This is a genomic window from Gemmatimonadota bacterium (genome assembly GCA_016719105.1).
Taxonomy (GTDB): Bacteria; Gemmatimonadota; Gemmatimonadetes; order Gemmatimonadales; family Gemmatimonadaceae; genus SCN-70-22.
Genome location: JADKAQ010000023.1, coordinates 85,317 through 110,425, shown reverse-complemented (window position 1 = coordinate 110,425; position 25,109 = coordinate 85,317). Strand labels below are relative to the sequence as shown.

The 25,109-nt window shown below is 70.8% G+C and carries 18 protein-coding genes and 1 tRNA gene; 10 read left to right on the top strand and 9 right to left on the bottom strand.

What is annotated here, in order from left to right:
* Nucleotides 1–190: 190 nt before the first annotated feature.
* The 3 genes from IPN47_20940 to IPN47_20930 all read left to right on the top strand — a co-directional run bounded on the left by IPN47_20940 (nt 191) and on the right by IPN47_20930 (nt 4,091).
* Nucleotides 191–2,149, top strand: coding sequence for a hypothetical protein (locus IPN47_20940; protein ID MBK9410464.1), 1,959 nt, complete (start codon nt 191–193; stop codon nt 2,147–2,149).
* 140 nt (nt 2,150–2,289) lie between these two features.
* On the top strand, nt 2,290–2,688 hold the full coding sequence (locus IPN47_20935; GenBank protein ID MBK9410463.1) for a hypothetical protein: 399 nt from the start codon (nt 2,290–2,292) through the stop codon (nt 2,686–2,688).
* 182 nt (nt 2,689–2,870) lie between these two features.
* Nucleotides 2,871–4,091, top strand: a complete 1,221-nt coding sequence (locus tag IPN47_20930) for a M20/M25/M40 family metallo-hydrolase (protein MBK9410462.1) — start codon at nt 2,871–2,873, stop codon at nt 4,089–4,091.
* Between the two features lie 81 nt (nt 4,092–4,172).
* Here the strand turns inward: IPN47_20930 and IPN47_20925 are convergent, their stop codons facing one another.
* Nucleotides 4,173–5,237, bottom strand: a complete 1,065-nt coding sequence (locus tag IPN47_20925; protein MBK9410461.1) for a patatin-like phospholipase family protein — start codon at nt 5,235–5,237, stop codon at nt 4,173–4,175.
* A gap of 161 nt (nt 5,238–5,398) precedes the next feature.
* Nucleotides 5,399–5,470 (bottom strand) — tRNA-Cys (locus tag IPN47_20920).
* Nucleotides 5,471–5,876: 406 nt separating this feature from the next.
* Here IPN47_20920 and IPN47_20915 point away from each other — a divergent pair.
* Entirely contained in the window at nt 5,877–6,866 is a 990-nt protein-coding gene (locus tag IPN47_20915; GenBank protein MBK9410460.1) for a threonine/serine dehydratase, read from the top strand.
* A 113-nt stretch (nt 6,867–6,979) separates the two neighbouring features.
* On the opposite strand, the gene IPN47_20910 is transcribed toward IPN47_20915, so the two are convergent.
* The 5 genes from IPN47_20910 to IPN47_20890 all read right to left on the bottom strand — a co-directional run bounded on the left by IPN47_20910 (nt 6,980) and on the right by IPN47_20890 (nt 12,428).
* Complete coding sequence (locus tag IPN47_20910) at nt 6,980–7,618, bottom strand: LUD domain-containing protein (GenBank protein MBK9410459.1); 639 nt, start codon at nt 7,616–7,618, stop codon at nt 6,980–6,982.
* On the bottom strand, nt 7,615–9,042 hold the full coding sequence (locus IPN47_20905; GenBank protein MBK9410458.1) for a lactate utilization protein: 1,428 nt from the start codon (nt 9,040–9,042) through the stop codon (nt 7,615–7,617). The genes IPN47_20910 and IPN47_20905 overlap by 4 nt, the downstream gene beginning before the upstream one ends.
* Nucleotides 9,039–9,806, bottom strand: coding sequence for a (Fe-S)-binding protein (locus IPN47_20900; GenBank protein MBK9410457.1), 768 nt, complete (start codon nt 9,804–9,806; stop codon nt 9,039–9,041). The genes IPN47_20905 and IPN47_20900 overlap by 4 nt, the downstream gene beginning before the upstream one ends.
* Nucleotides 9,807–9,825: 19 nt before the next feature.
* Nucleotides 9,826–11,169: an amidohydrolase family protein gene (locus tag IPN47_20895; protein ID MBK9410456.1), complete on the bottom strand. Its 1,344-nt coding sequence runs from the start codon at nt 11,167–11,169 to the stop codon at nt 9,826–9,828.
* A 242-nt stretch (nt 11,170–11,411) separates the two neighbouring features.
* Nucleotides 11,412–12,428: a hypothetical protein gene (locus tag IPN47_20890; protein MBK9410455.1), complete on the bottom strand. Its 1,017-nt coding sequence runs from the start codon at nt 12,426–12,428 to the stop codon at nt 11,412–11,414.
* A gap of 176 nt (nt 12,429–12,604) precedes the next feature.
* On the opposite strand from IPN47_20890, the gene IPN47_20885 reads away from it, so the two are divergent.
* The 3 genes from IPN47_20885 to IPN47_20875 all read left to right on the top strand — a co-directional run bounded on the left by IPN47_20885 (nt 12,605) and on the right by IPN47_20875 (nt 19,498).
* Nucleotides 12,605–14,089, top strand: coding sequence for a response regulator (locus IPN47_20885; GenBank protein MBK9410454.1), 1,485 nt, complete (start codon nt 12,605–12,607; stop codon nt 14,087–14,089).
* A gap of 230 nt (nt 14,090–14,319) precedes the next feature.
* A complete protein-coding gene (locus IPN47_20880) occupies nt 14,320–16,539 on the top strand; it encodes a glutamine synthetase III (protein ID MBK9410453.1) in 2,220 nt (739 codons plus the stop codon).
* A 427-nt stretch (nt 16,540–16,966) separates the two neighbouring features.
* A complete protein-coding gene (locus IPN47_20875; protein MBK9410452.1) occupies nt 16,967–19,498 on the top strand; it encodes a hypothetical protein in 2,532 nt (843 codons plus the stop codon).
* Between the two features lie 135 nt (nt 19,499–19,633).
* On the opposite strand, the gene IPN47_20870 is transcribed toward IPN47_20875, so the two are convergent.
* Nucleotides 19,634–20,614 (bottom strand): threonine/serine dehydratase, encoded by a 981-nt coding sequence (locus IPN47_20870; GenBank protein MBK9410451.1) that lies wholly within the window; start codon nt 20,612–20,614, stop codon nt 19,634–19,636.
* Nucleotides 20,615–20,693: 79 nt separating this feature from the next.
* Here IPN47_20870 and IPN47_20865 point away from each other — a divergent pair, with 79 nt between their 5' ends.
* The 3 genes from IPN47_20865 (at nt 20,694) to IPN47_20855 (ending at nt 24,783) form a co-directional block, all read left to right on the top strand.
* On the top strand, nt 20,694–22,163 hold the full coding sequence (locus IPN47_20865; GenBank protein MBK9410450.1) for a L,D-transpeptidase family protein: 1,470 nt from the start codon (nt 20,694–20,696) through the stop codon (nt 22,161–22,163).
* A 93-nt stretch (nt 22,164–22,256) separates the two neighbouring features.
* Nucleotides 22,257–23,054, top strand: coding sequence for an ATP-binding cassette domain-containing protein (locus tag IPN47_20860; GenBank protein MBK9410449.1), 798 nt, complete (start codon nt 22,257–22,259; stop codon nt 23,052–23,054).
* A 1-nt stretch (nt 23,055) separates the two neighbouring features.
* Nucleotides 23,056–24,783: a hypothetical protein gene (locus IPN47_20855; protein MBK9410448.1), complete on the top strand. Its 1,728-nt coding sequence runs from the start codon at nt 23,056–23,058 to the stop codon at nt 24,781–24,783.
* Between the two features lie 72 nt (nt 24,784–24,855).
* Here the strand turns inward: IPN47_20855 and IPN47_20850 are convergent, their stop codons facing one another.
* On the bottom strand, nt 24,856–25,062 hold the full coding sequence (locus IPN47_20850) for a DUF2892 domain-containing protein (protein ID MBK9410447.1): 207 nt from the start codon (nt 25,060–25,062) through the stop codon (nt 24,856–24,858).
* Nucleotides 25,063–25,109 lie beyond the last annotated feature (47 nt).

Genomic DNA, 25,109 nt, shown 5'->3' with positions numbered 1-25,109 from the left:
TGGGGCCGCCAGTCCTGGTCGCGCAGACGTTCGAGCGCGCCGCAGTCCTTCGATCCGGATGCCCCGGAGTCGTGACGCCGGCACCGGACGAGTGAGACGCCCGCCGCCTTTGCGACGTGTAGCGAAGGTGGAGCCTCGGCGAGGCGCCGGCACGCCCGCCATATCCCAGTCGCCGTCAGGAGCATTTCGCATGTCCCTCGTTCGTCGCGTGGCGCGCAGCGCCGCCATCGCCGTCATCGCACTGTCGTCGAACGGCTGCTTCCTTTTCTGCATCTTCTCCCCAGGTGGCTGTGACGCGAAAACGGAGCAGCAGATCACGGTCGCGCCGAGTGTGACGGTGGCGGCCACGCCCGCCCGGATCGACGTGCTCCCGGGCGCCGTCGTGACGGCAACGATCGCGATCACCGTCGCCGGGGGCCCCGCGGGGGCGGCGCTCTCCCTCGGTGGGGCGCTCCCATCCGGTGTACTCGCCGACTTCAATCCCCCGACGGTCACCGGCAACGGCACCTCGACGCTGACGCTGGGGGCCACCCCCAAGGCGGCCCCCGGCCTCTTCACCTTCGACGTCGTGGCCACCGGAATTGGCGGAAGCGCAGCCGCCGTCGGCCGCACGCCGGTCACCGGCGAAGTGCTACGTCCGTTTCGGCTCCTGAGCCCCAACTCGCAGAGCGTGACCGTGGGGAGCGGGAGCGACGTCGCGATCGGGCTCACGCGCGCCACGGGGTTTGTTGGTGGGGTGACCTTCTCGGTCGATGCGGCAACCGTCCCCGCCGGCACAGGGGTCGTCTTCACGCCCTCGACCACGTCGGCCTCCAGCACGCTATTGCGGCTCGATGTCCCTGCCAACGCGACGACCGGGCGCTACCTGGTGCGCACCCTGGCCACCTCCGGCGAGAGCGCCGACACGGTCAACTGGGTGCTGAACGTGGTGGCGGCGCCGGTTCCGCCAGACTTCAGCATGCTGGCCACGCCGGCCGCTGCGACGGTTGCGCCTGGCGGAAGCAGCTCGTTCGACCTCACCCTCACGCGCTCGGCGCCCGGGCTCGGGAACATTGCACTCGCCGCGTCGGGACTGCCCGCAGGGGCGACGGCCACCTTCACCCCGAGCAGCGTCACGGGGACGACCGCACAGCTGACGGTCGGGACCAGCGCGTCGACGCCAGACGGGAGCTACCCCATCGTGGTGACCGGGACCGCCGGGGCACTCGTCAGGCAGGCCACCGTCACGCTCACCGTCGCGACCCCCGCCGACTTCTCGATGTCGGTGGCGCCCGCCTCGCTCAGCGTGGCGCCGGGGGCGAGCGGACAGGCCACCGTCACCCTGCAACGAACGGGGAATCCCGGTGCCGTGACGCTCGACGTCGTGGGACTCCCCGCCGGGGTGACGGCCGCAGCCAATCCGGCGAGCGCCACGGGCTCCACGAGCACCGTGACGCTGGCCGTCGGCGCCTCCGCGTCGCCGGGGAGCTATCCGCTCACCGTGCGCGGCACCGCGGGCTCGCTCACGCGAACCGCGCCGCTCACGCTGGTGGTGCCGGCCCCCCCCACGAGCAGCATCGCGATCCAGCTTCTCACCCCCACGGTCACGATCGCCTCGGGCGGCCTGGTCGCGATTCCCGTGCGCCTGACGAGGACCGGCGTGGCGGTGGGGACGCGCGTCGAGTTGCGCGTGGCCACGTTCCCACCGGGGGGCAGGGCGTGGATCACCCCCAACTTCACGACGGGCGACACCGCCACGCTGCAGGTACTGGGGGGATTGGTTGGCAACTGGCCGGTGGTGGTCTCGGTCGCCCTGGGCGCCTCGCCGCCCACCGCCGTGGCGACGGTGAATGTCGTCGCCGCCACCACCCCCGACTTCGCACTCGCTCCAACGCCGAGCGACCTCGTGATCACGCGGGGGGTGTTCACCCCTCTCGCGCTCGATATCGTGCGCAGTGGCGGCTTTACCGGCGCCGTCTCGCTCACGGCCATCACCGACAATCCGGGGAACTACGCCGTCAACTTCTCCCCGGCGAGCACCACCGGGAACGGCGTGCAGGTCGACGTTTACGCCAGCCCGAATATCACGCCCGGGCCGCACGTCCTGATTCTGCGGGGGACGAGCGGCGGGATCACGCGGCAGGTGGTGATGACGCTGAACGTGCGTTAGGCACCGGCCCGCGGGACGGCGGGCGCGGCACGGCGCGAGCGGGGGACTTGCTCTCGCCGTGTTGTGCGGTAGCGTAGTGCCGGCGCTGGCGTCGGCCCCCACCACCGCGCGCGCCCCCTCCCACCTCCCGTGCCCTCTGCATGACCAAGCTTCGCATCATCGCCGGCTTCGTCGCCGCCATCGTCATCACCGCGAGCAGCGGCGCGCACTCGGTCCTGGGCTGGCCGGTCATGCGTGGGCGCCTTGCCGAGACGAACGCGCCCGCCGACCTCGTGCTCGGCTTGGGGATCGGGTGGGTCTTCGGCGGCGTCTGCATGCTGGCCTTCGGGGCGACGGCACTCTGGATGCTGAGTCGCGTCGCGAAGGGCGAGGCGCACTCGCTCGCCCCGCTTCGCATCATCGCCGTCATCTACGTCGCCTTCGGCGCGGGGGCGATGGCGGTCAGTGGCGGCAATCCCTTCTACGCGGTCTTCATCGTCCCTGGGCTCCTGCTGGCCTACGCGAGCTTCGGGAGCAACACGCCGCTTCCGCGACGGTGACGCGCGCGGGGTAGCCGCGCGGTAGCCGCGGGGTAGCCGCGGGGTAGCCGCGGTGTGGCGCGCGGTGCTCACGCCGCGACGTTCACGCGCGCAGCTTCCGTCACGTCGCTGCGCCGTCAGCGCTCTGCCCCTCTCCCTCGTAGTCGACCGGGTCCTTGCTCTCCCTCCTGCTCCGCCCCCTGATGCGCCTCGCCCGCTTCGTCACCACGTCGGCGCTGCTCGCCGTCGCCTCCGCCTCCAGCACTCCAGTCGCCGCGCAGCAGCCCGCCCCGGCCGACTCCGCCGATCCCATCGCCACGCTGGTCGGCCAGCTCGATCTCGAGCGTTACAAGGCCACCATCAAGGGACTCACGGCGTTCGGCGACCGGCGCCAGGGGACCGCGCGCAATCGGCAGGCCCTCGATTGGATCGAGGCCCAGCTCAAGAGCTACGGCTGTAGCCCCGAGCGGCTCACGTACGAATTCAATCCGCCGCCGGCGCAGCCGCGGCCGGCCGTGGCGGGAGCGGGGCAGCGACCGGGAGGGGCGCCGAGGGTGGGGGCGGGTGGATCACGCCTGCGCGGCAACCGGGCGCGCACGGGGGTCAATACCGATTCGCTCGCGCAGCCCGACCCGCGCCTGCGGGCGCTCAACGCCGAGGCGAGCACGCCGGGGGCGAGACAAAACGTCTACTGCACCAAGGTGGGGAGCACGCGTCCCGACGAGATGTACATCGTGGGCGCGCACATGGACGGGATCGGCTGGGGCGAGGCCGCCAACGACGACGGCTCGGGGACCGCACTCGTGATGGAGTTGGCGCGCATCTTCTCCATGCCCGGCGTCACCACCGAGCGCACGATTCGCTTCGCCCTCTGGAACAACGAGGAGACGGGGCTCAACGGGGCGCGCGCGTACGTCGCCCAGCGTCAGGCGCTGCAGGGGAAGGAGGAGCCGGCGGGTTCGGGGAAGTACCCCGAGCCCAAGTGGCTGGGGATGATCCAGCACGACATGATGCTGTGGGACCACGGGATGCCGCGCGCCGACGGCACGCTCAATCCCGAGCAGCGCCCCGAAGCCGACGTCAACGTCGAGTTCCAGTCCAACTCGAAGATGGCGAAGCAGTCGGCGGAGCTGGCCTGGCTGTTCCACGCCGCCAACGAGAAGTACGCGACCGACTACCCGGCCACCGTCGGGCCGCACATGACCAACACCGACTCCGGGCCGTTCCAGGACCTCATCCCGGCCATCTCGCTGCGGGAGAACGAGCGCGGGGCGCACACCGGCAACGGCTGGAACCCGCACTGGCACCAGCCGACCGACACCTATGCCACCTTCAGCGACAAGGACTTCCGGCTGGGACTCAACGCCGCGCAGACCACGTTGGGGGCGCTGGGGCAGCTGGCGGGAGTGAAGGTCAAGCGTTAGGCAGCCGGGAGACTCCAGGCGGACGGTCGAACGGCGCCTGACGGCGCCGTTCGCCTATCGCGCGGAGTGGCGCCCGCTGGGTCACCACGGCTCGAGTCGACCGGCGAGGCGGCCCGTCACCTGCAACTCGGCGAGCTCGTCGCCCAGGCGGACGCTCTCGTCCACCACGCGCTGCCACGTGCGCAGGCGCGTCGCCTCGTCCATGGCGTAGAAGTCCTTCCGGTCGGGGATCTTGCCGCGCGGGAGCGTGCGCACGAAGTCGTCGGACGGGGCGATGAGCAGGGCGCGGCGAAAGTTGTCGCCGCGAGCGCGTCGCCACGTCAGCGACTTGTCGAACCACCCCGGGACGACGTGGCTGTAGAAGTGCGGGTAGAGCACGAGCCCCTCGCCCGGACCAAAGTCGAGGTCCAGATGGTAGTCGAGCACGCCGCCGTCCCAGTGCACCCCACGCGGCGTGCCGGGAATCTTCACGGCATCCATCAGGAGCGGGATCGACCCGGACGCGAGCAACGCGGCGCGCAGGTTCTCGCGCGTCAGCGCCCGGTGCTCCGTCGGGAGGTCGGACAGGGTGCGAAAGGGGGTCGCATCGCCAGCCGTGTGGAAGATGAACCGCCGCATCTGCAGCGCCAGCGACTTGCGGCTGACGAGGTTCCCCGCCGCCGCGAGCGCGATCCCCGCCGTCAGCAGCAAGCGCCGTTCGCTGGCCGCGAGCCCGCGCCCCTCGGCGGTGATGATGTGCACGCGCGCCCAGGGATGCGTCAGGATCTCGTCGACCCCAGTGGGACCGAGGATGAGGTCGAGCGCCCGGTTGAGGACGCGCGTCACCTCGGCCGTCGACGGCTTGGGACTGTAGCGCTGTTCGTAGATGTAGGCATGATGCCCGCGCGCGAGCGCCGCCACCGGATCGCGCTGCGCGAGGCAGGCCATGCGCCAGCTGCCGATGGACGATCCGATCAGGTGGAGCGGACGGGTCCGCGGTTCGGCCAGCAGCGTCCCGAACAAGTAGCGATCGAGCCCCGCCAGGGCGAGCCACTTGGCCCCCCCGGATGCCCCGGGGAGAATGTCGATGTCCTGCGCCCGCAATCCGCGCTCTCGTACGAGGCGGAGGGCGTCGGGACCTGCGCGGAGGGTAAGGGCGTGCGACATGCGGGGAAGCTAGCGACGTCCGGGTCGGCTCCACCTCGACCACGCAGCTCGCCTCGACCGCCCCGCTGGCCATGGTGGCCGCATTGGCGACGAGGCGCGGCGGCGCCCACAAACCAGCGCGCGTCCCGTGGCGAGGCCACGAGACGCGCGGAGAACGAGAGAGGCGCCGGCCGGAATCGAACCGGCGAATAGCGGTTTTGCAGACCGCTGCCTTACCACTTGGCTACGGCGCCATGGAGGGGAGAAGCTAGGGGGGCGCCTCCCGGTCCTCAAGGTGAAGACGCGGCAAGCTCCCGTCAGGTCATGGGATGCGGCGCGTTGCCCGCCCCCCGACTTGGTCGCGCCCTGCCATCGCTCCACCCGTCGGGGCGGAAAGCCGCGAGGCCGCGCATTGCCCGAACGGGTGTCTCGGACCCCTGCCTCCGACCCGTGTCTCGGCCCGAGGCACCTGACAACATACGTTTCCGCGCGTTGACTCTTGCGGCAGGTGACCGAGATGTACGCCACGCGCTCCCCCTCCCCCTCCTGGTCCTCTGATTCCCATCGCCGCGCTCGTGGGCGTGGGCGTGCGCCTGACGAGCGACAAGACCATCACGGCCGACGTCTTCTTCAGGCCGTAGCGCCGCGTAGATTCGCGGCATGACCTCCCCCTCCCCATCCCCCGCCTCGGGCCCACCGGCCGCGTCGCTCGTCACGCTCGACGCCATTCGCGAGGCTCAAGGGGCCATCGCCCCCTACGTGCACCTCACCCCGGTCTCGACGTCGACCTACCTGGGGAGCCGAGCGGGGGCGCGCGTGGTGCTCAAGCTCGAACTCTTCCAGAAGACCGGATCGTTCAAGGTGCGTGGCGTGATCAACACGCTGCGGCAGCTCACGCCTGACGAGCGAGGGCGCGGCGTGATCTCGCTGTCGGCCGGGAACCACGCGCAGGCCCTGGCGTGGGGAGCCGCGCAGTTCGGCGTGCACGCGACCATCGTCATGCCGGCAACCGCGGTGCCGTCCAAGGTGGCGGCGACCAAGGGCTACGGCGGCGACGTGATCCAGACGTCGGGCGACCTCCTGGCGACCGCCCTTGAGCTGCAACGCGAGCGCGGACTCACGCTCATTCATCCGTTCGACGACCCGCGCGTGATCGCCGGCCAGGGGACGGTGGGGCTCGAGATCCTCGCGCAGGTCCCCGACGTGGGCGTCGTCATCGTCGCCTGCGGGGGAGGTGGCCTCATCTCCGGCGTGGCCGCCGCCATCAAGCAGCTGCGCCCATCCGTGCGCGTGATTGGTGTCGAACCCACGGGCGGCGACGTCATGACGCGCTCGCTCGCGGCCGGCTCGCCGCAGCGTTTGCCGGTGCTCACCACGATCGCCGATGGGCTCGCCGCCCCCTTTGCCGGGACGCGCAACCTCGCGCACTGCCAGGCCTTTGTCGACGAATGGTTCGTGGTGCCTGACGAGGAGATCGTCGACGCCATGAAGGTGCTGATGGAGCGCTGCAAGCTCCTCCCCGAAGCGGCAGGCGCCGCCGCCCTCGTCCCGCTGCTCACCGAGCGGCTGCGGCTGTCGCCAGATGCAACGGTCGTCCCGATTGTCTGCGGCGGGAACGTCGACCTGGATCGGCTCAAGGCCCTGTTGTAAGGCGCCGCGCACACCACCGGCAGGACGACGGCGTCGTTGGCTCAGTCGTCAGCTCGGTCGTTGGTTCGGTCGTTCGCTCGGTCGATCGCTCGGTCGTTCGCTCGGTCGTCGACTCAGTCGTCGACCAGGCAGACCGTGAGCCCCTTGGCGCCGTGTGCGCCGATCACCAACGACTGCTCGATGTCGGCCGTTTTCGACGGCCCGGCGAGGAAGACGCCGAACGCCTCGGCACTCACGTCGACCGCGGCGTACGCCGCGTGCATGGTGGGGACGATCGCGGAGCGCGCCAGAACGACGATCACCTCGGTGGCGAGCACGAGTGCCGCGCGCTCCCCGAGCTGTGAGGCGGGCAGCCAGATCGCGCCGTTCTCCGCCACGCCGATCACCCCTTCGCAAACGAAGAGGTCGAGCTGCGCCAGCGCGTGCGGGTCGTCGGGGAGTGCGACCGTCCCCGGGATCGCCGCCACCATCGACAGCACGCGCAGATCATCGCCCACACGCCCCGATGCAGCTGACGGTGTCACTCCGGCCGTCGCCTCGATCACCTGTGGCAGTGCCGCGCGCGTGATGCGCACCACGTTCGACGCGGCCGCCAACGCCGCCGCCGTGAACTGCTCCACCAACCCCACGGCCGCCTCCCCCCACACGCGCGGGGCAGCGGGCAGCGCGGGGAGCGGCGGCGGCTCGCCCCCGGCGAAGGTCGCCCCGCGCGCCGCCCGCACCGCGCGCAGGATGTCGTCGCGGGCGCTCATGGCTCGCCGGGGCGGTTGGCACGGCGCCACTCGCGGAAGCTGCCACGCGGCGCCTCCGGCAGTGCCCGCGTCGCCCCCCACCCCCCGGCCAGGCGACGCGCTAGGGCCGACGGCAGCACACGCAACGCCACGCGCGCGGCCGATCCCGCCAGTTGCAACAGCTCGGGATCGGCGAGCATCCCGCCCAGTCGTCGCATGAACCACCCCTTGGCCGGCGATACGTGCCCGGCCGCCACCACCTGCTGGCGCCACCGATAGAGCTGCGCGTCGAGGTCGACCTTGACCGGGCAGACCGCACTGCACGATCCGCACAGCGTGCTGGCAAACGGGAGCGCGGCGTACTTCGCGAGGTCGAGCCCCGGCGTGAGCACCGACCCGATGGGACCGGGAACGGTCGAGCCGTAGCTGTACCCGCCGGAACGCCGGTACACCGGGCACGTGTTGATGCAGGCCGCGCACCGAATGCACTTGAGCGATCCCCAGAAGTCGGCGCGCCCCAACTGCGTGCTGCGCCCGTTGTCGACCAGCACCACGTGCATCGCCTGCCCGGGCCGTGGTGCGTGCATGTGCGAGGCGTACACGCTGCTCGCCTGCCCGGTGGCGCTCCGTGCCAGCAATCGCAGGAAGACGCCGAGGTCCGCGGCGCGCGGCACGAGCTTCTCGATCCCCATCGAGGCGATGTGCACCGGCGCCAGCGCCGTTCCGAGGTCGGCGTTCCCTTCATTCGTGATCACGACGATCCCACCGGTCTCCGCGATCCCGAAGTTCACCCCGGTGAGCGCCGCGTCCGCCCCCAGGAAGCGCTCGCGCAGGTGCACGCGGGCCGCCGCGGTGAGCACATCGGGATCGGCGAGCCCCGCCGGCGTCCCCAGGTGCTCGTGGAAGGTCTCGCCGATCTCCTCCTTCTTCAGGTGGATGGCCGGCATCACGATGTGGCTCGGCGGCTCGTGCCGCAGCTGCACGATGCGCTCGCCCAGGTCGGTGTCGACGACCTCGATCCCGCGCGCGGCCAGGTAGTCGTTGAGCCCGCACTCCTCGGTCAGCATGGACTTGCTCTTGACCATGCGCCGCGCCCCGCGCGCCGCCAGGATCCCGTGCACGATCTCGTTATGCTCGGCGGCGTCACGCGCCCAGTGCACCGTGATCCCGCGCGCGGTGGCCCGCCGCTCGAACAGCGCGAGATACTCGTCCAGCCGCGACAGCGTGTGCGTCTTGATGGCCGACGCGAGGTCGCGCAGCGCCTCCCACTCGGGGACGGTGGCGGCGGCACGGTCGCGCTTCTCGCGCACGAACCAGAGCGCGCCGTCGTGCCACCCGGTGCGCTCGACGTCGGCGTTGAACAGCGCGGCCCCCGCGGCGTGGTCCACGGCGCCGTTGGCGTCGAAAATGGGGAGCCGGCGATGCTCCGTGTGGGTCGGCGTCATGGCGCAGTCGTGGCGTCGTCGGTCGCCCCACGGCGGGCCAGCACCTCCGCCACGTGCCACATGGGGAGCGCACCGCCCGACGCACGATCGATCCCCTGCAGGTGCAACACGCACGAGACGTCCGTGGAGACGATCGCCGTCGCGCCGTGCGTGCGCATGTCGTGCAGCCGATCTCGCCCCATGCGCGTGGAGACCGCGGGCTCACTCACGCTGAAGCTCCCGCCAAAGCCGCAACACTCATCGCGGCGGCCCAGCGTCGCGAAGGAGAGGCCGTCGACGGTCTCGAGCAAGGCGCGCACCTTGTCCACCGCCGGGCGCTGCAGCTCGCTCGGCGTCGCGAGGTCGAGCCCGCGCAACGCGTGACAGCCCACGTGCACCGCGACCCGCTCGCGACAGCTGGCGCCGAGCGCACGCACCGCCGCAAGGCCAACGATGTCGTGCAGGAAGGTGCAGAACTCGATGGTGCGCGCCGCCACGCGGGCTCCCGCGGGACCGAGCGCCGCGGCGTGGCCCTTCACGTGCACCGTGCAGCTGCCGGACAGGACGACGACGTAATCGTACGGTGCGAACGTCTGCACGAATCGATCGAGCGCCGGCTCGCCGGCGGCGGCGAACCCCGCGTTGGCGGGGGGTTGCCCGCAACACGCCGCGCCACCGGGCAGTGCGACCTCCACGCCGAGTCGTTCGAGCACGCGCACCGCGGCGATCGCCGCGGATGGAACAAGCTGATCGACGAAGCAGGGCGCGAAGAGGGCGACTCGCATCAGCGGCGGGCGCGTGCCGTCAACGACCCGCCGGACGCGCCGCGCGCCGCGCCGCCTGGAACAGGGCCTCGCGCGCCGCGGCATCGAACACACGACCGTTGGCCACGACCGCGTGGATGCGGCGCAGGTTCGTCACCTGCACCAGCGGGTCGGCATCGAGCACGACCAGGTCGGCCACCTTCCCGCGCGCCACCGTGCCGAGCGAATCGGCGGCGAGGTAACGCGCCGGTTCGGTGGTGACGGTGCGCAACGCCTCACGGGGGGTGAGTCCCGACTGCACCAGCAGCTCCAGCTCGCCGACGATCCCCGCACCCGGGCCGCCGACCGCCAGCGGTGCGTCAGTTCCGCCGAGGATCGGGACGCCGGCGCGATGCAGCGCCCCGACCAGCGCCATGCGCCGCGCGAACAACGCCTCACCCGCGGCCACCGAGCCCGGGGGCGGCGTGGGCGGCAGCTCCATCTCCATCGCCAACCGCAGCATCAACGAGTCGCCGTAGAACTGCGCGGTGCTGTCGCCCGGGACGATCGGGACGCGCATCTCCGACAGCATGCGCTGCACCGTGAGCGTGGGCGTCACCCACGTGCGGTTGCGCGCCAGCCTGGCGTACATCGCTTGCTGCGACACCGACGTGCACTCCCCCATCACGTAGCGCTGCAACGCGATCCCGCGGGCGATCACCGCCGAGTCGGCGGGCGTGCACTCATTCAGGAAGGCGTAGAGATGCTCGAGCGAGCGCTGCCCCGAGTCCGATGCCTGGAGCGGCGTCACCGGCAGCGTGACGTGTCCGGCAAAGGTGATGCCCTTGCGTCGCGCCGCGCGGGCGGCGGCGAAGTACGCCGTCGGCGTGAGGAAGCCGTGCACCTTCACGAAGTCCACGCCTAACGCCACCAGCGAGTCGACGCCCCGCGTCGCGCTGGCCTCGTCGCTCGCGCGCAGGTACGGCATCCCGAGCGCAGGCGGGAGGTCGCGCCCGATGATGTACGGACCGGAGATGACCAGGCGTGGCCCGACGAGCGTCCCGGCCGCGATCTCGCGCTGCCACCCACGCAGCCGTGACAGGGAGCCATTCATGTCGCGCACCCCGGTGACGCCGGCGGCGACGAACAGCGGCAGCAGCGCGCGCCCACCGCTGGCGTCGGCGTGGACGTGCATGTCCCACATCCCGGGAATCACGTACTTGCCGCGCCCCTCGATCACTCGCGCCCCGGCAGGCACGGCGGTCGTCGCACTCGCGCCGACCGCCTCGACGTGCGACCCACGCACCACGATCGTCATGTCGCGGCGCACGGCCGAGACATCGGGGTCGATCAGCGTGACGTGCGTGATCGCGAGGAGCTGCAGCGCGAGCGTGATGGCAGGCATGAGTGCGTGAGGAGGGTGGGGCGAGGGCCAGCCGCACGGCGGGCGAATCTCGGACGACGCTGGCGTGGCTACATCCTACCGCACCGCTCGCGCGGCGCCAGCCGCGATCGGCCGCTCGTGCCGCGGTTCAGGGTCTCGCGCCGATGCGGCTCCAATGCTGCTCACGTGCGGCTCGCGTGCGGCTCGCGTGCGGTTCGCGTGCGGTTCGCGTGCGGTGCGTGCGGTTGCCCGCGCCGCTCGCCTCACCGACGACGCTTCCACCACCCGCTTTCCCAGCGTGCACTCGTGCCGCGCACATCCACGTGCGCAAACGGACCGCTCGGCCCCGTCGCCTGGTATGTCCCCAGCCCTCCCGCCAGTTCGGGGTGCGCCTTCTCCACCCGCGCGATCGCGGCCGAGATGGGGGCGGTGTCGCGCACATCCAGGACGCCATCGCGATTGAGGTCGTCCATGCGTCCGTTGCCGTCGTCATCGACGACGAGGTCGGCGGCATCGCCGAACTGGTGACGGCTCGCGCGCGCCATCCCCTCCCCCACCCCACGGTCGTTGTAGTACGGCGCCCGGAACCCCGAGAGCACCTTCACCTGCCCCGCCGGAATGCCATGCGCCTCCAGGTCGGCCAGCACCAGCTCCAGCTTGTCGATGAGCTTCTCCTCGAGCACGACGTACTTGGGCCAGACGGTGCGCTGGTCGTGCGTCAGGAAGTCGCCCAGCGTGAAGTGTGCCGACAGCTGCAAGTTCACGTTGGCTGGCGTGACCTCGACGAAGCCGTCGGGATTGAAGTAGTTGCGCGCCATGATCCACCGCTCGGCCGGCCAGCGCCCCAAGCGATAGCCATTGAGGATGTCGCCTTTCTTGGCCCCGAACGGACGGAGCACGATGAGGGCAAAGGCCGACGAGTCCTCGGGGCGCGTGGTCATGTGCACCGCAGGGGCGTGCAGCGCCCGTTCCCCGTAGGTCGCCACGAAGCCCGGGACCGCCAGCGCCTCGGCAGCGCTCAGCACGCGAAATCGCAGTGCACCGCTTCGCCCAGCGAACGAATCGGGGAGCGTCACCGTGGCGCTCGAGGGGAGCGACGGGATCGGTGGCAGGTCGTTCGGTCCCACCGCGGTCACCCCGCCCCCCGTTCCCGCCAGGAAGTCGCGCGCCATCGCCGTGAGTTTGGCGACGGCGACCAGCGCCAGCAGCGCGACCACGATCAGGAGGATGCGCCGCCCCCACGAGGCGGAGGGCGCGCCCGGCGAGACGTCCGGCGACATGGGAGGAAGGTAATGGGTGTGGCGAGCGGTTCCGTCCTAACGAGCGATGATGGCGTGTGGGGCGGGCCCCTCGGTCGCGGCCGTCGCTGGACGGTCCCCTCGCACCCGCGGTCACGCCGGGAAGGCGCTGCAGGTCACCGTGTTGCGCCACGCCCCCTCCGCGCGTTTGCCCAGAGATGCCCGAATCCTCCTACCCCACAGACACCGCCTTTCGCGCCATCGCCGAATCGCTCGCGGACGCCGTCTTCGTCGTTGATGAGTGGTGGCGACTGCAGTGGGGAAACCGAAGTGCGATTCGTTTGCTGGAGCGCAGCGGCGTCGCCCGCGACGGGGGGGAGTTCCTCGCCCTCGTCGATGCGGCCACCCGCGAGCGGATCGTCCTCGACGGCGCCGTGGGGAGCGGGGGGAGCTGGTCGACGGAGGGAGCGCTGGACGGCGACGAACGGACGGCGGTCTCTATCACCATTCGATCGATGGACGCCGGTGCCCCTCCCGGGTGGCGATGGGCGCAGCTGCAGGACCTCACGCCACGGCGTGCGCTCGAGGCGTCGCTGCGCGATGCGCGGGCGCTGGAGCGCGTCGGCCGTGTCGCCATCGCCCTGTCGCATGAATTTTCCGAACTGCTCACCGCCATCTCGGGATCCGCGGAGCTGATCGCCGGCGAGCTCGCCCCGCGCGACGTGGCGCGCGGCGACATCGACACCATTCGTCGCGCCGCCGAGCGCGCCGCCGTCCTCACGCGGGAGCTCGCGCGGTCGTCGACTGCGCGAACGACGTCTCCGCAGCGCACCGACCTCTCGCGTGCGATCGCGGCGCTCGAGGCCACCCTCCATCGGATTGTCGGCGATCAGGTGCGCGTCGTGCTCGACCTCGCCACCGACGCCGGGCAGTCCATCATCGACCTGTCGCAACTCGAAGCCTCGATCCTGCATCTCGCGCGCAACGCACGCGATGCCATGCCCGCCGGCGGTGAGCTTCGCATCTGCACCAGCGGCGCGGAGTACCTCACCCCACGTCGGGCGGTGCACGCCGTCGTGCGCCCCGGGCGCTACGCCTGCGTCGAGGTCCGCGACTCCGGCGTCGGGATGGACGCGATCACGCGCGAGCGCTGCTTCGAGCCGCTCTTTTCGACGCGCGGGCGCGAGGGGCTCGGGCTGTCGCACGTCTTCGGCTCGACCACGCAGATGGGAGGGTACGTCCTCTGCGAGAGCCAACCCGGCCTCGGCACCACCTTCTCCCTTCTCCTCCCGACGCTGTCCAGCAGACCGGCGCAGCGCATCGACTCGCCCGCCTCGACACGTTCCGTGTTGGTGGTCGATGACGAGGAGACGGTTCGTCGTGTCGCCGCGCGAACGCTGCGCCGCGAGGGGTATCGCGTATCGGAGGCGTCCGATGCCGATGAGGCGCTGATGCTGGTCTCGCGCGATCCGTCGGTCGCCGACCTCCTGGTGACCGACGTGATGATGCCGGGGCTGAGCGGGGTGGAGTTGGCTGCCTGCCTCGTAGCGGCGCGTCCCGACGCGCGCGTGCTCTTCTCGTCCGGTGCTTCGGCGATGGCTGCCGGCGAGGCCGTGCGATTGCCGCGTGGTGCGGCGTTCCTGCCTAAACCCTTTACTCCCAAAGCGTTGGGAGATCGGGTCCGCACGATTTTCGGGATGTAGGTCGGGGGAGCTCGCCCGGTTGCCGCTGCTCGTTCTTTCGTGCGTTTTTCGCACGACAAGTTGCATTGAGCCCACGGCAGACGCTTAATTTCGAGCACACTGCGTTACAAAGCGTGCAGTATTTGCACGTTTGGCCTTACATCTTTACCGACCGGCACGGATTTCGCCCGATCGCCGCCATCGGTACATCCCGTCGTTCCGCCGTCCCACCTCCGTCCCGACCGACCCTCATGTCCAGCTCGAACCACAGCGCTCGCCGCTCTGCGCTCCAGGCGATTGCGGCTCGCGGCGCCAAGTCGGCGCCCTCGCCGTCTGGCGACAAGGCCAGCGTCTCGGAGCTCTTCGGCATCAACACCTTTGGTGTGAAGCAGATGCGCTCCAAGCTGCCGAAGGACGTCTTCGCCAAGCTCAGCGCCTCCGTCCGTCTCGGGAAGAAGCTCGACGCCGACATCGCCCCCACGGTGGCTCAGGCCATTCGTGACTGGGCGGTCTCGCGTGGTGCCACGCACTTCACGCACTGGTTCCAGCCGCAGACCGGGCTCACGGCCGAGAAGCACGATGCCTTCCTGACCTTCGACGAGAACCAGCAGGTCATCGAGCAGTTCTCGGCGTCGCAGCTCATCCAGTCGGAGCCGGACGCCTCGTCGTTCCCGTCGGGCGGGCTGCGCGCGACGTGGGAAGCGCGCGGCTACACGGCGTGGAACCCGGCCTCGCCGGTCTTCATCATCGAGTCCGGGAACGTGCGCACGCTGTGCATCCCGTCGGTCTTCATCGGCTACAACGGCGAAGCGCTGGACGAGATGACGCCGCTGCTGCGGTCGTCGGATGTCCTCTCCGAGAAGGCGATCGCCCTGCTCGCCCTGCTGGGCGACAAGGGGGTGCAGCGCGTCTACACCACGTTAGGCCCCGAGCAGGAGTACTTCCTGATCGACCGCACGCACTTCTCGCTGCGTCCCGACCTGGTGATGTCCAACCGCACCCTCATCGGGGCGCCGCCGCCGCGTGGGCAGCAGCTCGAGGACCACTACTTCGGTGGCATCCCCGAGCGCATCCAGGCATGCATCGCCGAGGTGGAGCACGAGCTGTACAAGCTGGGCGTGCCGATCGTGACGCGGCACAACGAGGTGGCGCCGTGCCAGTTCGAGATGGCCCCCTTCTATGAAGAGACCGACCTCGCGGTCGACCACAACCAGCTCGTCATGTCCGTGCTGCGCCGGGTGGCGCTGCGCCACGGGCTGCAGGCCATCGTGCACGAGAAGCCCTTTGCCGGCGTCAACGGCTCGGGGAAGCACTGCAACTGGGCGATGGCGATCACGTCGGAGAACGAGCTGAACGGGATCAACCTGCTCAAGCCGGGGAAGACGCCGCACCAGAACATCCGCTTCCTGGTCTTCCTGGCGGCGGTGCTCAAGGGCGTCCACAAGCACGCCGGGCTGCTGCGCGCCGGGATTGCGACGTCGGGCAACGAACATCGCCTGGGCGCCAACGAAGCGCCGCCGGCCATCATCTCGGTCTTCATGGGCGACATGCTCACCCGCGTGATCGAGGAGATCGCCAGCGGCAAGGTGGCGGCCAAGAGCGCCGAGCAGCAGCTCATCTCGTTAGGTGTGAACAAGCTCCCCGAGATCGAGAAGGACAACACCGACCGCAACCGCACGTCGCCGTTCGCCTTCACGGGGAACAAGTTCGAGTTCCGCGCGGTGGGCGGGTCGCAGTCGATCGCCTTCCCGGTGACGCTCGTGAACGCGGCGGTGGCCGAGGCCATCGCCGACATCACGGCGGAGATCAAGGAGGAGAAGAAGCTCACCAAGTCGATCGACGATGCGGTGATGAAGGTGGTACGCAAGACGTTCCGCGAGACCAAGCACGTGCGGTTCGAGGGGAACAACTACTCGGCCGCCTGGGTGGTCGAAGCGGCCAAGCGCGGCCTGCTCAACCTGCGCCGCACCCCCGAGGCGCTGGGACAGCTGACGGCGCGGCGTTCGCGTGACCTGTTCGCCACGCTGGGGATCCTGAGCAAGGAAGAGCTCGAGTCGCGCTACCATGTGCGCATGGAGCGCTACGTGAAGGACATCCTCATCGAGCTGCACACGCTCAAGGAGATGGTCGACACGCTCGTGCTTCCGGCGGCGTACTCCTACCAGGGCGCGCTGGCGGCGAATGCCGCGCAGGCCAAGGCGGCGGGGATCAAGGAGATCCCGCAGGTGGAGCGCGCCAACGAGGTGGGGGCGCTGGCCAAGCAGCTCAAGGCCAAGCGTGAGGCACTGGCCAAGGTGATCGACAAGGCCGAGTCGTTGCACGAGGATCTGGCGCCGTGCGCCACGCTGCTCACCAGCGAGGGGGCCGACGCCATGGCCGCGGTGCGCGCGGCGAGCGACGCGCTCGAGCTGATCATCGGCGACGAGTTCTGGCCGCTGCCGAAGTACCGGGAGATGCTCTTCCCGGTCTGAGCCACAGGCGACGGCCGATCGCGCTCCAGCGATCGGCCACAGGGGTCACACGGCGCACACGAGCCCGGCGATGCCATGCATCGCCGGGCTCGTGTGCATCGCGGCGGTCTCGACAGCCGTTAGGCAGCCGCACCACCAGGGGGCGGCCCCGGCCGTGCGTCCGGCGGGCACGACGGTCGTTAGGCGACCACGACCACGGGCTCCAGCGGTGGAGGTCGTTAGGCATCTGCGGCACAGACGCCACGAACGCACGTGCGCACCATCACGCTTCGTGGCGTGCCCGGGCGTGTCGCAACAGCCTCAGCGTCAGGAAGTGTGGCTTTTTTTCGTTAGTGTGATCCACGCCGCAGGACGCGAGCCCACCCGGCACGTTATTCCTCCCGCCGCACGGTGTCGTGCTGCCATCCGCATTTTGGGAGGACCGTCCATGTACGTCACGCCACGCATCCGCTCGCTGGCGCCGCGCTCGCTGTCGCGGCGACTCCTGCTCACCCCCGCCGTGCTCGCCACGCTCGCAGTGGCCGCGTGCGGCGACGACGGCAATGCACCCCCACCCCCCACCGGGAGCGTCGCCATCACCGTCGCCCCCGCGAGCCTCCCCATCACCCAGGGACAGACCGGAACGCTCACCGTCACCCTCGCCCGCACGGCCCCGTTTGCCGGCCCGGTCGACCTCACCCTCGAAAGCGCACAGGCCGGCATTACCGGCGCCTTCGCTCCTGCCACGATCCCCGCGGCCGCCACCACGAGCGCCGTCACCGTGTCCGTGGTCGGCACCGTTGCGCCTGGCGACTACCCCGTCACCGTACGCGCCAAGGCCACCGGCCTCACCGACGCAACCGCCACCGCCACCATCACGGTCGCCGCCGCGCAGGTCCCCGCCTTCTCGCTCGCCGCCACCCCGCGGACGCTCCGCATCACGCAGGGCGACACCGCCACGTCGCTCCTCACGGTGATGCGCGCCGGCGGCTTCACGGGCACCGTAACGCTCGACGTCACCGGGGCCCCCGCCGGCGTCACCGCGACGGTCGGCACCCCCGCGCTCACGGGCGACACGACCTCCGTCCGCTTTGCCGTCGCGCCAACGGCGGCCCCTGCCACCTTCAGCGCCCTCGTCACCGGGACGGCCACCGGCCTCACCGCGCGGACCGATACCATCGCCGTCACCATCGCGGCGGCCGCCAGCTACGCCCTCTCGCTCACGCCGGACTCGCTCAGCGTGGTCCAGGGACAGAACGGACAGGGGATGGTCCGCCTTGCACGCGATAGCGGCTTCACCGCCGCCGTCACCCTCACCATCGACTCGCTCCCCGCCGGCATCACCACCGCGTTAGGCCAGAGCACGCTGACCGGCGACAGCACCGCGCTCACCCTCAGCATCGGCGGTGCCGTCGCCCCGGGCCTCTATCCCGTCGTCGTGCGCGGCAACACCCCGAACCGCGCCGAGAAGGTCGATACGTTGCGCCTGACGGTGGTGGCCGCGCCCGCCGGCGCCATCGCCATCACGGTCGTCCCCGGCAGCATGGGCTCCGAGCAGGGACGCGACACGACGTTCCGCGTGATCATCGCCCGCTCCAACTTCACCGACACGGTACGCGTGGCCGTGGCGGGGGTCCCGGGCGGTGCCTCCGCGAGCGCTGCGCCCACCACGGGTGACACCGCCGTGGTCACGCTCACCGTCCCCGATACCACCGCCATCGGATCGTACGCCCTCCTCATCACCGCCTCGGGAACCAACGTCCCCGATGCCACCGCGCAGCTCAACTGGACGCTCACGCAGAAGCCCGTCACCAGCGGCAACGTGCAGTGGCAGTTCTGCGGCAACGCGAGCGAACGCCCGGTGTGGGTCGCAGCGCAGGACGGTGGCGGGGCGTGGCGCACGCTCGGCTCGCTGGCCAACGACACGTACGCCTTCAGTGTCGCCACCATCGGCGGCATCGCCTACGTCACGCAGAACGCCGCCAACGACTTCGACCTCACGCTCACCTACGGCACCGCCGCCGAGCTCACGGCCCTGGGCGCCAGCTGCAACGTGGGCGGCACCCCCAAGTCCATTCCAGGGACCGTCGTGGGCGTGGCGCCGGCCTTCCGTAGCGCCGTCTCGTTCGGAGGCGCGCTGACCTCGGTCGTGGCACCCAACACGAGCTTCACCCTCACGGGCGTCCCCGCGGGCGCGCTCGACCTGGTCGCCTCGCGCCTCAACGCCACGACCGGCACCTCGTCGGGTCTCATCCTGCGGCGCGGGCTCAACCTCGCCGACGGCGTCGCGCTCGACACCCTCAACTTCGATGGCCCCGAGACGGTGCAACCGGAGTCGCGCAACGTCACGGTGGTCAACGGCAACGGCGAGCCCGTCACCCTCACCACCGGCTACTTCACCCTCGCCAACTCGTTCGCCGAACTGGCGTTCGACCCGGCCGGCACGGCTGCGACGCGTCCGTATCCACGGGTACCGACCTTCAATCGGCGCAACGGCGACCTGCACGTCCTGGGGGCGACCGCGCTGGAGCAGTCCGCTGGTTCGACCATCGCGTCACGCAGCGTCACCGCATGGCTCGCCGACCCGCAGGACCCGACCCTCACGCTCGGGAGTGCGTTAGGCACGCCCGACGTCTCGGTCGCCAGCGGTGCCGCGTACGCGCGACTGCGGCTCCTGCTGGTGCGCCAGGCCGAGTACAACCATCGGTACCTCGCCACCTTCTCGCAGGGCGGCGCGGCGCCGCGACAGGTGACACTCACGGTGTCCGCAGGCTACCTGGGGAGCGCCACCGACCTCGATGTCACGATGCCCATCTTCTCCACCTTCGCCGGCTGGCAGAACATCTGGGGGCTGCAGCCCGGAACGCTCGTCTCGTGGAACGTCGCGGCGACGGGATGGACCGGCGGGGGTGCCACACCGCCGCGCGCGGACGGCACGATCGTCTCGACCGCGTGGCGAGTGGGACAGGTGCAACCGTAGCCCCGGCTTGCACGCGACACCCGAACTCGCCGCTCTCGTTATGCCGACGCCCGGTGGTCCTCGACCACCGGGCGTCGGGCGTCCGGCCATTCCCTCGCACACGCGCGTCGGTCATTCGTCGCGCGAGGACGTGCCTCACGAGGGACGCGTCAGCACCCCAACCAGCGCGTCGGTGCTGATGTTGGCCCCGCACAGGACCACGCCAACCCGCTCGCCACCGAGCCCGCGCGCCCCACCCGCCGCGGCGCGCCGCTCGAGTGCGGCGAGCGCCACCCCCGCCGCCCCTTCAATCAGCTGGTGGTGCTCCTCCACGAAGCGACGCATCGCGGCGGCAATCTCGTCTTCCGTCACCAGCACCCACTCATCCACCAGCGACCGGCACACCGGGAATGTGATCGCCCCGGCTTCGATGCCGCCGGCCGTCCCGTCCGACAGCGTCGGGAGCGACTCGCGAACCACGATCTCCCCAGCGGCCACCGACTCGGCCATCACCGGCGAGTTGGCCGGGAGCGCTCCGATCACCCGCACCTTCGGCATAATCTCCTTGAGCGCCGCAGCGATTCCGCCAATCAGCCCACCACCTCCCACCGCCACGATCACGGCGTCCAGCTCGCCCGCTTGCTCCGCCATCTCCAGCCCGATCGTCCCCTGCCCGCACATCACCTCGAGGTCGTTGTACGGCGAGACGTAGGTGCGTCCCTCGCGCGCAGCCGCGGCGCGCGCGTGCTCCTCGGTATCGAGCCCGTCGATGCCGAAGTGCCGCACCTCGGCGCCATGGCTGCGAATGTTCGCGACCTTGGCCGGCGAGGCGTGCTCCGGGACATAGATGACCGCCGGCACCCCCGCCAGCTTGCACGCCCACGCCAGGCCGGCGCCGTGGTTGCCCGACGACGCCGAGATCACCCCCCGGGCCCGCGCATCGGGCGTTAGGCAGAGCACCTTGTGCAGCGCCCCACGGGCCTTGAACGAGCCGGTATGCTGCAGGTGCTCACCCTTGAGCCGCACCTCGCCCTGCAACCGCTGGCTCAACGGGAGGCTGAGGTCGAACGGCGTCTGGCGGATGTGGTCGTGCAGCCGCTCGCGCGCCGCGCGAATCTGCTCGGGCAGGACCGCCATGTCGATCGTCGTCATGCGGGGAATCTGGCAGGACGCCGCCCCTTTGCCACTCCTCCGCGTCCGAGGTTAGGGTTCACGTGTGATCCTTTCCCTCCGCACGCATCGAGGCGCGCTCCGGCGCGCCGCCGTCTCCCTGCTCGTCGCCCTCGCCTCCGTGGGCGCGCGGGCGCCGTCGCTCGGCGCGCAGGACGAGGACGTGAACGTGGGCCTCGTGCGTGAGGCACTCGCAAGCGGAAAACTCCGCGGCGCCCGCTGGTCGCGTCTCAACGATGTGCAGGGGGAGCTGCGGCAGGTGTACGACAGCGTGGGGTGGCGTCCGCTCTGGTTGCGCGACGGTCGCCCGACGAACGCGGCGCTCTCGGTGGTGCGGTACCTCTCGCTCGTCGAAGGGGTCGGGTTGCACCCGGCAGATTACGACGCCGCGGTGCTCGAGTCGCTGGCGCGCTCACTCGCGGATTCGGGCGCGTCGCCGCAGCGCGCTGCATCCTTCGAGGCATTGATGAGCGTGGCGGTCGCGCGCGTGCTCGCCACGCTTCAGTGGGGGCGCGTGAAGCCGAGCGACGCGCACGAGAGCTTCCGCATCGCGCGCGATGACTACGACCTCGCGGGCGCCGTGCGCACGATGGCCGCGGGGACCGATCCGGTCGGCGTCTTCAACGCCGCCGAACCGTCGCTGCTGCACTACCGCCTGCTCAAGGCTGAGCTGGCGCAGCAGCGCGAGCTCGCCCGCGACAGCACGTCGCGCGCGGCCGAGAAGCGTATGGCCACGCGCATCGAACAGCTCGAGCTCTCGCTGGAGCGGTGGCGCTGGTTGCCGCACGCCTTTCCGGGGCGGGTGATCCTGGTCAACATCCCCGGCTTTCGGTTGCACGCCTTCAACGTGCTCCGAGGCGACTCCACCGATCTCTTCAGCATGGACGTGGTGGTCGGAAAGGCGTTCGACCACAAGACGCCGGTCTTCACCCGGGAGCTCGAATACCTCGCTTTCTCGCCGTACTGGGAGGTCCCGCCCAGCATCGCGCGCAAGGAGATCCGGCCCAAGGCGCGCCAATCGGCCGGCTACCTGGCGCGCAACCACTATGTCCTCCTGCGCAACGGGAGCGAGGTCCCGGCCACGTCGGCCAACATCGACGCCATCGGGTCCAGCGTGAACGTGCGGCAGCGCCCGGGCGAGGACAACGCGCTGGGGCGGGTGAAGTTCATCTTCCCCAATCCGCATAACGTCTACATGCACGACACGCCGGTGCAGAGCGTCTTCGACCTCGAACGTCGCGACCTGAGCCACGGCTGCATCCGCCTCTCCGAGCCGGTACTGTTGGCGCAGTGGGTACTGCGCGATCGCCCCGAGTGGACGGCCGCTCGACTCGATTCGGCCATGTCCCGCTCGACCCCGCTCGACGTCACGCTCACTGAGCGCATCCCGGTGTTTGTCCTCTACGGAACCGCCGTGGCCGAGCGCAGTGGCGAGATCCGCTTTTTCCGCGACATCTACGGGCACGATCGCCGGCTGCTGGCGCTCCTGGCCCGTGGGTATCCCTATCCTCGTTAGGCCTCCGTGGCCCTCCAGCTGCGCGACATCCGGTGCACCTACGCCTCGGGGGTTCGGGCCCTCGACGGCGTCTCGCTCGACGTGCCGCCGGGGATGTTCGGCCTCCTGGGGCCTAACGGCGCGGGCAAGTCGACGCTCATGCGGATCGTCGTGACCTTGCAGCGCCCCGACGCCGGCCAGGTCACGCTCGACGGCGTCGACGTGCTCGCCAACCCCGGTGCCGTCCGGGCCTCGCTCGGCTACCTCCCGCAGGAGTTCGGGTTTCACGCCAACGTGCCGGTGCAGGACACGCTCGCACACTTCGCGACGCTCAAGGGCTACGGCGACCCACCGGAACGACGCGCCGTGGTGGAGTCGCTGCTGCGACGCGTGAACCTGTGGGAGGCGCGCGACCTGGTCACTGGGGCGCTCTCGGGCGGCATGCGCCAGCGACTGGGCGTGGCGATCGCCCTCTGCGGCGACCCGCGCCTCCTCGTCCTCGACGAACCGACGGCCGGCCTCGATCCGGCCGAGCGGCATCGGCTCTACGATGTGCTGGCCGCCTGCGGCGATCGCGCGGTCGTGCTGCTGTCGACGCACCTGGTGGAGGACGTGCACGCCCTCTGCCCCGCGCTGGCCATCATCGACCAGGGGCGCGTGGTGGCGCAGGGGGCCCCCGAGACGCTCGTCGGGGCGTTGCGCGGACGGCTCTGGCATCGCGTCGTTGCATCTGACGACGACCTCGCCGCGCTGCGACGGACGGGGTTGGTCATCGCCGTGCGACGTCGCGGAGCGCGCCGTGTGGCTCACCTGGTGGCCGACGCCCGACCGGACGCGCAGTGCCTCGAGGCTGAGCCGTCGCTCGAGGACGCCTACTTCGCGCGCGTCGGCGCGCGCGCCGAAGGGGGCTGAGATGTGGCGCGAGGTCGCACGCTTCGAGGCCCAGCTGCAGCAGCGCGAGTTCCTCACCTGGGTCTACCTCGCCGTCTTCTTCCTCCTGACGTTCGGCTACACCTCGTCCGGGGCGGTGGAGCTGGTGACCGGGCGTGGCACGCTCCCCAAGAACGCGCCGTGGGCGCTGGCGCAGGCGATGGCCGGTGTGACCGCGTTCGGGCAGGTCATCACGACGATGATCACTGCCACCGCCGTGATGCGCGACGTGGCCACGCGACAGCAGGAACTGCTCTTCACCACCCGCCTCACGCGGCGCGACTACCTGCTGGGGCGCTGGGCCGGGGCGCTCGCCGCGATGTTCGTGGTGTACGCGGCCATCCCCGTGGGACTCGTCGCCGGGACGCTCATGCCGTGGGTCGACCGCGCGGTGCTGCACCCCTTTGCTCTCTCGTCGTACCTGCGGCCGCTGTTGATGCTCGTCCTCCCCAACGTGCTGCTCGTGAGCGCGTGCTTCTTTGCCGCGGGGGCGATGCGGCGGAGCTTCATGGCTATCCTGCTCCTGGGCGTTGGACTCGTGGCGTTGTGGAGCACCGGGATCTCGCTCGTGCGTGACGGCGCCCCTTGGGGGGCGCTGGTCGATCCCTTTGGCAACGCAGCGCTCGAGGCGGTCACCTCGGGGTGGGGTGATGCCGAGCGCGCCGGACGTGCCATGCCGTTAGGCGGATGGTTGCTGGCCAATCGCGCGCTCTGGCTGGCCGTTGGCGTGGGGGCGCTGGCGTGGCTGGCGCGCGGCTTCCGCTTCGAGGTCACGGCCTCCACCGCGCCGCGCGCCGCGGACGCCTCGGCCCGTGCGAGTGTCGCGCCCGCCGCCGCCCTCACTCGTCCAGCGCGCCACGCCACGCGCTGGCGCATCCTTCGGTGCGAAGCCGGGTGGACGCTGCGCTGGACGCTGCGGGAGCGCGGCTTTCGGACGCTGGCCGCGTTAGGCGCGCTCAACGCGCTGGCCAACGCCTGGCGCGCCGGCGGGGCGCACCCCGATGCCGGGATGATCCTCGCGGCCGTGCAGGAGCACTCGCGTCCCTTCCTCATCCTCGTGGCCACCATCTACGCCGGCGAGTTGGTCTGGCGCGAGCGGGATGTGCGCGCGGATGCCATGCGCGACGTCGTCCCGGCAGGGACCGGGGCGCTCGTGGCCGGGAAGATCTGGGGAATCCTGGCGGCGCAGGCGGTGCTGGTCGCGCCGCTGCTGCTGGTCGCGCTGCTCGTCGGCTTCGTGCGTGACGCCCAGGGGATGTCGCTGGCGCTGGCGCTGGCCTGGATCGGCGGGTTGGTCTATCCGTTCCTGGCCCAGCTTACCCTCCTCTCGCTGCTCGTGCATGCCGTGGTGCAGCACAAGGTGGCGGGGCACGTCCTGCTCATCATCGGCTGGGTCGTCGCCGTCGCGATGGAGCGTACGCTCGCGCTTCCGGCGCTGGCGCGCTTCGCCAGCCTCCCGCCCTACACGTGGACTGCTGGCCGCGGATTCGGCGGCGCGGCGGGGACGATGGCGTGGATCGTCGTGTACTGGAGCGCCGTCGCGGCGGCGTGCGCGCTGCTGGCGTCGGTGTGGTGGGTGCGCGGCGTCGAAGGGCGACCGCGCGATCGTGCGACCGGCGCTCTTCGTCAGCTGCACAGCGCGTCGGGCTGGCTCCTCGTCGCGAGCGTGGCGCTGGCCGCCATCGCCGGCGCCGCGGCCGGCAGCCGCTGACGGGCCAGACGCACGACAGGCGCGCGGCTCGAAGCCGCGCGCCTGCCGGGACCCACTCGACGGCGTTGCGCGCTACGACTTGGCGGCGCGGATGTCCTTCCCCTTGAGCGGACCGCCGAAGATCGGGCTCAGCCAGCAGATGTCGAAGAGTCCCGCGGACAGCGGAACCGCCCCAACCGCCGCGAGCACCGTCCCGCCATTGCTGTCCATCGAGATGCCGCCGGCAATCATCCCGACACCGGCCACGACGCGTAACACGCGCCCCGTGGGCGAGGACATGAACTGGGCAAAGCCACTGCTCGCGAAGCCGCCGGCCGGGGCATCCT